General features: G+C 60.4%; 8 protein-coding genes and 1 tRNA gene. 1 reads left to right on the top strand and 8 read right to left on the bottom strand.

The annotated features are described in order from the left end of the window. Positions 1-372: 372 nt before the first annotated feature. From P1U55_RS11015 to P1U55_RS10995, 5 genes are all read right to left on the bottom strand, one after another. Complete coding sequence (locus tag P1U55_RS11015) at positions 373-1,593, bottom strand: amidase family protein (RefSeq protein WP_301047629.1); 1,221 nt, start codon at positions 1,591-1,593, stop codon at positions 373-375. 148 nt (positions 1,594-1,741) lie between these two features. Continuing rightward, positions 1,742-2,053, bottom strand: a complete 312-nt coding sequence (locus tag P1U55_RS11010) for a hypothetical protein (protein WP_301047628.1) — start codon at positions 2,051-2,053, stop codon at positions 1,742-1,744. Next, entirely contained in the window at positions 2,040-3,338 is a 1,299-nt protein-coding gene (locus P1U55_RS11005) for an acyclic terpene utilization AtuA family protein (RefSeq protein WP_301047627.1), read from the bottom strand. Before P1U55_RS11005 ends, P1U55_RS11010 begins: the two co-directional genes overlap by 14 nt. Continuing rightward, entirely contained in the window at positions 3,335-5,194 is a 1,860-nt protein-coding gene (locus P1U55_RS11000) for a TRAP transporter fused permease subunit (RefSeq protein ID WP_301047626.1), read from the bottom strand. Before P1U55_RS11000 ends, P1U55_RS11005 begins: the two co-directional genes overlap by 4 nt. After that, complete coding sequence (locus P1U55_RS10995; protein WP_301047625.1) at positions 5,194-6,357, bottom strand: TAXI family TRAP transporter solute-binding subunit; 1,164 nt, start codon at positions 6,355-6,357, stop codon at positions 5,194-5,196. Before P1U55_RS10995 ends, P1U55_RS11000 begins: the two co-directional genes overlap by 1 nt. 76 nt (positions 6,358-6,433) lie before the next feature. On the opposite strand from P1U55_RS10995, the gene P1U55_RS10990 reads away from it, so the two are divergent. Then, positions 6,434-6,589, top strand: coding sequence for a hypothetical protein (locus P1U55_RS10990; protein ID WP_301047624.1), 156 nt, complete (start codon positions 6,434-6,436; stop codon positions 6,587-6,589). Between the two features lie 199 nt (positions 6,590-6,788). Here the strand turns inward: P1U55_RS10990 and P1U55_RS10985 are convergent. The 3 genes from P1U55_RS10985 to P1U55_RS10975 form a co-directional block, all read right to left on the bottom strand. Continuing rightward, a tRNA-Gly gene (locus P1U55_RS10985) sits at positions 6,789-6,863 on the bottom strand. A 142-nt stretch (positions 6,864-7,005) separates the two neighbouring features. Further along, positions 7,006-7,392, bottom strand: coding sequence for an MAPEG family protein (locus P1U55_RS10980; protein WP_301047623.1), 387 nt, complete (start codon positions 7,390-7,392; stop codon positions 7,006-7,008). Positions 7,393-7,459: 67 nt separating this feature from the next. Beyond that, positions 7,460-8,665, bottom strand: a 1,206-nt coding sequence (locus tag P1U55_RS10975; protein ID WP_301047622.1) for a biotin/lipoyl-containing protein, incomplete at its 5' end; no start/stop codon positions are given.

The raw sequence follows: 8,665 nt of genomic DNA, 5'->3' as shown, positions 1-8,665 counted from the left end.
GTGAAACCGGCAGTCTGCCTTAGGAGCCCCCACGAGAGGGCTGGTTTGAAATCCCACATAATTCAAATCCTTTGGGCACGAGCAATACCCTAAGCCTAGCGGAAAAACGCAGTGAAACAACCGCCCGAGCGCGTGAATCTGAGGCTCGGCAAGTCCCCGCAGCGCGGGCAGATCCCAATGGTTGCACCTGGAAAGCGGTCGTAAAGGCAATGGAAGGGGCAGATCCGGGAAGGTGGAACAGTGCGGGCAAGGGGGGGCGCGGGCACGGTGAGATAACGAGCGTTCAGCGATACCCGCACCCAAATGTGAAGAGTGTCGTGTGGCAACTGATTGAGCGCCAAGGCGCGATTTGGCAATGAGACAGCTTGTGATTTACGGCGCTTGCTGGCCAAGCATCTCTTGCACCGCGCTCAGCAGAAACTCATCCTGATAGTGCCCCGCTGCAAAGGAAAGGCCAACGGGGCATGTCTCGACCGTGAGGAGCGGCGCTGAGATTTCCGGCAAACGTCCGACGCCCGAAAAAGCCGTTATCGACATTGTGCGCCCATAAAAATCGCCCACGGTTTCCATTGATTTCAAACTGTTCTTCAGGGGTGCAATGGTTGGGGTGGTCGGAAAGCAGATCACGGTTCCCGAGGTCATCAGCGCTTGGATCGCCTCAAAATAGCGCTCGCATGTATCAAGGCACTGGATCACCTGGTTTCGATCTAACTGGCGCACATTTTCATAGGCCATGGAAAAAGACATGCCGATCTCCGGCGCGTTACTCTCGATCCAGTTTCCAACGGTGTTTTGAAACTCCAATGATTGCAGCACTCTAAGAGCGTTTTCATTGCAGTCGCTCAAGGGCAGGTCTTGCCCGACGATCTGCGCAAAGCTGATCGGTTGCAGATCAAGCCCTGTGCGGCTGGACACTTGGTTTAACGCCGCTTCCGCCGCAATGCGGACCGGCGCATCGGCAATGTCCATCGCGTCCGAGAGCACAAGGATACGCTGCAACGGAACGGGTGGGCGCATATTGCTGCGCAACAAAACGCGGATCACTGAAGTCAGATGCTCAAAGCGCGCTGTAACGGCACCAACCGTGCTTACGCTCGGCATGAAGGGCAGCACGCCGGCTTCGGATATCCGATGCAACGATGGGCGCATCCCCCAAACCCCGCAAAGGCTGGCGGGAACGCGGATCGAACCACCTGAATCGGTTCCAATGGAAAAATCGCACAGGCCATTGGCGACCGAGGACGCAGACCCGCTTGAAGACCCACCGGGAATCCGATCAGGGGCCTTTGCATTGCGCGGCGTGCCAAAAAACGGGTTCTCTCCGTCAAGGCTATAGGTGAATTCATCGGCGACAACCTTGCCAACACAATGCGCCCCAGCGGCCAGAAGTTGGTCAACGCAAAGCGCGTTGTAGCGCGGCGCGTGGTGCCGATCTCGCCAGGTTGGATTGCCATATGAGGTCTTTCGACCGGCAATGTCGATGTTGTCCTTCACCGTGAAGCTGAGCCCATCGAGCGGCCCAGCCGCAAGTGGTTCAAGGGAAACCCTCTCTACCAGAGCGCCGGAAGGATCGAGTGTGTGCGGATCTGGCATGGTGTGGTCTGTCTTTTGGTCGAGCTTTTAAGTGAACACCAAAAACCCATCAAACACCAATCCTAGCGGCCATTCGCGCAGGTCGCCCGCCTAAAACAGGGGCCAAACGCGCAGCGCGTGCTCCCATGTGGTCCGCGAGATGATTTCTTTATGTGTCCGAGCCTGTCAGAGGCATCGCCAAGAGAATTGACGACAGGCATTTGCCATGGGCATCCAATGCCAGCGATCTTGTGACACCGCCTTTGAGTGCGCCTTTGATGACGAAATTCATGGCGCAAAGTTGCGGCAAGACATAGCGGGTGACGGCACTGGCGGGTTGGTTGAGCTGCGTTGCGACCCGTTCGGCGGTGACCTCCTTGAGCAAGCGGTCGAAGTCCTCCGCGTGATAGGCGATGACTGAAATGTTCGAGGTATCGCCTTTGTCTCCGGTTCGCCCGTGGGCCAGGTCATGCAGCTTCATGGGTTTCTCCCAGGATCTCGGCGGAAACCAAAACACTGTCTGAAGGGATCAACGTGGAGGCTATGGCGACAATTTCGCGGACAGACTTTGTCACACCGCCGCCCGCCGCAGGCCCGCAAAGGTAAAGGCCTTCAACCTCTTCGCCGATCATTTGCGCGGTGGCCGCATCGGCGCACCGGGCGGCATAGCGCAGGCGCATATCGTCATCGCTTCCTTTAAGCTGGCCAAGACAGTCCTCGATCTTCGGGTCGGTCAGGCGCTGTTCGAGAATTGACCGGGCCAGTTCGGCACGCTGGCGGGCATTGACCCCCGCGTAGGAAATTTGCCCCTCTCCCTGCCACCCATCGCGATAGGCAACTGATACCTTAAGCTTTCCTGTCGGTGGATGCCCGGTGGCACCGCCTATGGCGACCCGGTCGGGGCCGACCGGCGTGAATGTGACGCCGGAAAAATCCGCAACCACGTCTGGTTGTATGTAGCGCGCGGGATCGTGGATTTCATATAGCAACTGTTCGGTGCAGGTTGCGGGCGTAACCATTCCGCCGGTGTCGTCCAGCTTGGTAATGATCGCGTTGCCATCCGCGGTAACCTCGGCGAGTGGGAAGCCAATATGGGCCAGGTTCGGAACGTCCTTGACGCCGGGATCGGCAAAGTAGCCTCCGGTGATCTGCGCGGAACATTCGAGGAGGTGCCCGATCAGGGTGCCGCGCCCCAGCTTTTCGTAATCGTCCAACGCCCACCCAAAGTGGTGCACCAATGGCGCAAGAAACAGAGCCGGGTCGGAAACCCGGCCGCATATGACGATGTCAGCCCCCTGTGCGAGCGCCTCCACAATTCCGGAAACGCCGATATAGGCGTTTGCGGATACGAGGCGCGGGCCAAGAGCCTGTGCGGTTTCGCCTGTTTCATCAAGGGAGTAGTCTGCGATGCTGCCAGACACATCATCCCCGGTTACGACAGCAACTTTAAGCGAAAGACCAAGCTCCGCCAGGATGGCGCGAGCCTTTGCGGCGCCGGCCCATGGGTTGGCCGCCCCCATGTTGGTGATGATCTTTGTGCCGTGCCTGGCACAGCCGGGCAAGGTCGCGCGCAAGCGGCGTTCCAGAAGCGGATCGTAACCCGCCTCGGGATCTTTCATCCGGGCTTGCTGGGCCAGGGCGATGGTGCGTTCGGCCAGGCATTCAAACACCAGCACATCCAGTTCGCCCCGGTTGGCGAGATCGGCGGCTGGCTCGATCCGATCGCCCTGAAACCCGGCGCCACAGCCAATCCTGAACGGTGTCATGCGAGGGACCCTTCCTTGCGCTGACCCAGTTTTCGCGCGCCGAAGAAGAGGACAAGGGCAACAATGGGGGTGATGAGGTTTGGCCAGAGCGCCAGAGCGATCACTGCCACCAACAAGGCGATGTCGATGAGCCGGTTGCCAATGAGTGGCGAGCCGGTGAGCAAGGCTGGCACTGCGAGAACGAGCGCCGCGCCTGACAGCGCTGCCTGTGTGATCGAAAGAGGGCCACCTTCCATCAGCATGCCAGGATTGAGCAGAATCAGGAACGGCACAAGATAGGTGACCGCGCCAAGGCGCACCGCATGTCCGGCGGCAGGCAACCAATTGGTGCCCGCAATGCCCGCGCCGACAAACACCGCAACACAGACTGGCGGCGTGATGACCGAGATCGTTGCGAAGTAGAATACGAAGAGGTGCGCCGCCAACGGCGACACGCCAACTGCGGTCATCGCGGGCGCCAACACGGCGGCAACCAGAACGTAGGCGGCCGTTGTTGGAAGGCCCATCCCCATGATCAGGCAGACCAATCCAACGATCAGCGCCACGAGCGGCACGCTGTCACCCGCCATTGAAACGATCAGCGACGATAGCGTCACCCCGATCCCGGTCAGGTTTATCATGGATACAAGTACTTGCGCCCCGGCCAGAAGCACCCCGATGATCACCATGCCTTTGCCTGCGTCTTCAAGCCCGTCGATGATCTTGCCGATCATCTGGCGCGGCGCCATGCGTCCGATCTCGGTGACAATGAAGGCGACCAGCAGGCCAACGATCCCATAGAACGCGGCTGTCGCGATGGACCGTCCGAGCCAGATGCCAACGCCAAGCCCCCCAAGCGCACAGAGGATCGGTGCCACGCGGCGCGGAGAAAGAATGGCGGGCCATGCGGGCAATTCGTCTTCGGGCACAAAGGCGAGATTCCGGCGTACGGCCACGAAATGCACGGTGACAAATACCGAGGCGTAAAACAGGATCGCCGGGATGATCGCGCCAAGGATGATCGTCGTGTAGGGCATGCCCAGGATCTCGGCCATCACGAAGGCTGCGGCGCCCATGATCGGCGGCGCAATCTGACCGCCGGTGGAGGCCACCGCCTCAACCGCGGCGGCAAACGGACGCGGGTAGCCAAGCCTGATCATCATCGGGATCGTGAGATTGCCGGTGGTTGCGACATTCGCCACGGCCGATCCGGAAATCATGCCAAACAGGCCGCTTGCAATGGTTGCGATCTTGGCCGCACCCCCCGGCTGGCGCCCCCCGAGGCGCATGGCAAGGTCGATGAAAGCCTGCCCCCCGCCGGAATGCAGCAACAACGCCCCAAACAGGACGAAGGCCGAGATAACGGTTGCGGCGATGCCGGTCAGCATCCCCCAGATGCCGAGGTCGCCCAGAAAGATGGTCTCGGTGACAAACGCCGTGTCAAAGCCGCGATGCCGCAATGGGCCGGGCAGCATATCTCCGAACAGCGCATAGCCGAGCCCAACAAGAACGAGGATCGGAAATATCGGGCCAACCGCGCGCCGCCCAAGTTCCAGAAAACCGAGAACAAGACCCGCAGTCAGCACCTTGTCCGTTGTCGTTGCCCAAGGGAGCGACGTCATAATTTCATCGTAGTTCCAGACCACGTAGCCACACGCAATCAGCACAACCGTGCAGAGCGCGAGGTCTATCGCCAGTCCGACCGGACGCCAGCGTGTGCCGGCGCCCAGAGGATAGAGTGCGAACCCCAGAGTCGCCACCAGTGCGAGAAAAAGCGCACGTTGGATCAACCCCTCGAACGGGCCGGTTGCTGCCGTGTAGAAAACAAAGGCCCCTACAACGATGGCGAGGCTTTTCTGGATGTTCGCAAGGGTCATCAATCCGCCTTCAGCTTGGCGGGAATGTCCATGCCCTGTTCTTCGAACCAACGCACCGCACCCGGATGCAGCGGAGCCGTGCCGTAGTCCAATGTCATTTGGGCAAGGTCTGCGCCCTTGAGTGAGGCCAGAGCGTTCGCCTGGGCGCTGTCGTCATTCATGATCGCGGAAACGATCTGATAAGCGGTTTCATCGTCCATGGTGGATGGCGCAGCTACGCCGACACCAAAGGCCCAGGTGCTGAAGGCGGGAATGCCCTCGGCGGCCCCTGCCGGGATGTCCACAACGGAGATGTCGGGCATTTCGGTGCGCAAAGTGTCGGCTTGCTCGGGTGTCAGCCCGATGACCGAGATATCTGTCGTCACCGCGATGTCCATGGTCGAGCCATCAACCTTTTGGCCGGACCCGGATTTCACGTAGCCCACCAGGCGATTATCCTTGACCGCGCCAACGATGTCGGTGGTCGAGCCGCGCACGTAGTCGGCACTGAGGCCAAGTGTCGTGAAAACGGCTTCAGTGGTGGCTTCGGTGGAGCCGCCCTTGATCCCGGGGTTGAAACGCTTGCCCTGCAGATCAGCGAGGCTGTTCACGCCGGCATCCGCGCGCACAACAACGTTTTGCGGGGCGACAGTGTAAACCCACAACAGGCGCAGGTCTTGCGGCTTGCCCTCAAACGCGTTTGTGCCGGTCACCGCGTGTTGCATATTGTGCGTGGTCACAAGCCCCAGGTCGACCTGGCCGCGCTCCATCCGGCGAATGTTGTCCATGGTCGCACCGGTCTCAACCACCGAGGCCTTCAGGCCCTCGGCGTTGTCGTTGATCAGCTGCCCGACGGCAACGAAATAGCCATAGTGGCTGGACGAGGCCGACGTCGAACCGATCAGCAGGTCGGTTTCTTGCGCGCTCACAGGCGCAGCGAAAAGTGTCGCGCCGAGAAGCGCGGCGAGTGTTTGTTTCATGGTATCCTCCCTTGAGTGGTAGATGGCCCAACGGGGCCTTAAAATACAGGTGATAAACGTAATATTTGCCGCAATAACAGACAACTTACAAATAATCGACGCCAAAAACGCAACTCCGCAGGCCTCGTTTATCATACGGCTGTGCTGGCGCTGTTGAAAACCGGATTTTCCGCGTTTTTGCCGACGAAATTCACCTCTCGCCATTGGTGTTTTCCCGATAACGGGCGCCGCTTGGGGGCGATCTCGGCAAACGGCCTTTCGACCGGGTCAGGTGCTGTCCATGAAAGGCGTTGCGTCTCCGTTCAACGCCGTGCTGCACCCGGCACTGGTGGCTGACGCAGCCTTTGTTGCGGATTGGCTATTGGAAAACACCACCGCCCGAAGCGCCATGGCGATCATCCCGTCCGGAACGAGCCGGAAGTTTGCGCACCTATGACGCCGCAGCCTGTAAAGGGCGACGCTTGGAAATGGCGGCATCAGGTCAAAACTCACGTCGCGCAGCTTGCCGAATTTGAGGAACAAGCCCCTGAATCTGTTCTCTGGCCACATTTGAGCGCACACACCTGCATGTGTGAAAGAGGGTTGATCTGGGGGAGGGGAATGGCCTGCAATGACCTGCAAGTCATGAAACTCAATGGAGCGGGCGAAGAGATTCGAACTCTCGACCCTAACCTTGGCAAGGTTATGCTCTACCCCTGAGCTACGCCCGCGTCCTTTGAGTAGCGGTGATTTAGCGAGGGCGGCGGTGGGGTTCAAGCACAAAGTTGGCCGCTTTGGCGAAAAAATGCTGGTGCGGCGCGAAGGGCGTGCGGGGAAGATCGGTTCAGGGCCGGCGAGCGCCGGGCGAACCGCTCAGAAAAAACCGTGCAGCAGCAAGCCTGCGGCGGTAGCGGCGATAGTGAGGAAGGTAAGGACCATCCCCGCAATGCGCAGCGGCAGGGACATCGCCGCGCCAAGGAAAGCTGCGGCGTGCAACAGGCGGCCTGCGAGCAGCCCGAGGCCCAGCAAATGCACGGCAATCGCGGGGGCACCCTGCGCCTCGGCGAGAGCAAGCAGGATCAGGCCAAGAGGGAGGTATTCGGCGCAGTTGGCCTGCGCGCGCACCTGGCGTTGCAACCGTTCATCACCGCCATCGCCAAGCGAAACAGCCAGTTTGCGGCGGGTTATCGTGATGGCGTAGCTGAGGCCCACGAAGAACAGCCCCAAAACGCCCGCGTAGATGGATGTGATCGCAAACATGAATGCGCCTCCTCTGGTCCCGCCATGTGAGCCAGACCAGAGCGGAGGTGGCAAGGGAAAACCGGGGTTATTCCAGCTCGATCAGCAGGTCCTTCGCGTCAATCTGCTCACCGGCCTTCACATGCACGGCCTTGATCACCGCGTCACGCTCGGCATGCAGGCCGGTTTCCATTTTCATCGCTTCGATCGTCAACAGCTGATCGCCCGCGCTGACCTTCTGGCCCTCTTTCACGCCAACAGAGGCCACGGAGCCGGGCATCGGCGCGCCGATGTGGTTGGCGTTGCCAGGCTCGGCCTTGGGGCGCGCCTGCACGGTGGCCCCGGCGCGCCGGTCGGCGACGCGAACGGCGCGCGGCTGGCCGTTCAGCTCAAAGAACACACGTTTGATGCCTTCTTCGCTGGGTTCGCTTATGGCGGCGAGCCGGATTTCTAGGGTTTTGCCGGGGTCGATCTCGACCGAAATTTCCTCCCCCGGTTCCATGCCATAAAAATACACATCGGTCGGCAGGGTGCGCACCGGGCCATAGTCTTCATGGCGCGCGGCGTAATCGGTGAAAACCTTGGGATACATCAAGTAACCGTTGAGATCCTCGTCGTCGATCTCGGTGCCCAGCTTCTCGGCCAGTTCGGCGCGAACGGCCTCTATATCCACAGGCGTCAGGTGTTTGCCCGGGCGTTCGGTGAGGGGCTTTTCGTTTTTGAGGGCCTTCTTTTGCAAGGCTTCGGGCCACCCACCGGGGGGCTGGCCAAGGTTGCCCTTCATCATGTCGATCACCGAGTCGGGGAAGGACACCTCGCGCTTGGGGTCTTCCACCTCGGCGCGGGTGAGGCCCTGGCTCACCATCATCAGCGCCATATCCCCCACAACCTTGGAAGAGGGCGTCACCTTCACGATATCGCCGAACATCTGGTTCACGTCGGCATACATTTGTGCCACCTCGTGCCAGCGCTCCTCCAGCCCCATCGAGCGGGCCTGCGCCTTGAGGTTGGTGAACTGCCCGCCGGGCATTTCGTGCAGGTAAACCTCGGAAGCGGGGGCCTGTAGCCCGCTTTCAAAGGCGCTGTAATGGCCGCGCACGGTTTCCCAATAGTCCGAGATTTCGCGGATCGCGCCGATATCAAGCCCGGTGTCCCGATCAGTGTGCTGGAGGGCTTCGACCACGGTGCCAAGGGTCGCCTGCGAGGTATTGCCCGAAAGCGCATCCATCGCGCAATCCACCGCATCAACCCCGGCCGCCGAGGCCGCAAGGATGGTGCCGCAGGCAATGCCCGC

Source organism: Vannielia sp., assembly GCF_029212645.1.
Lineage (GTDB): Bacteria > Pseudomonadota > Alphaproteobacteria > Rhodobacterales > Rhodobacteraceae > Vannielia.
The sequence above is the reverse complement of the archived record's forward strand: the minus strand, read 5'-3'. Positions and strand labels throughout refer to the sequence as shown.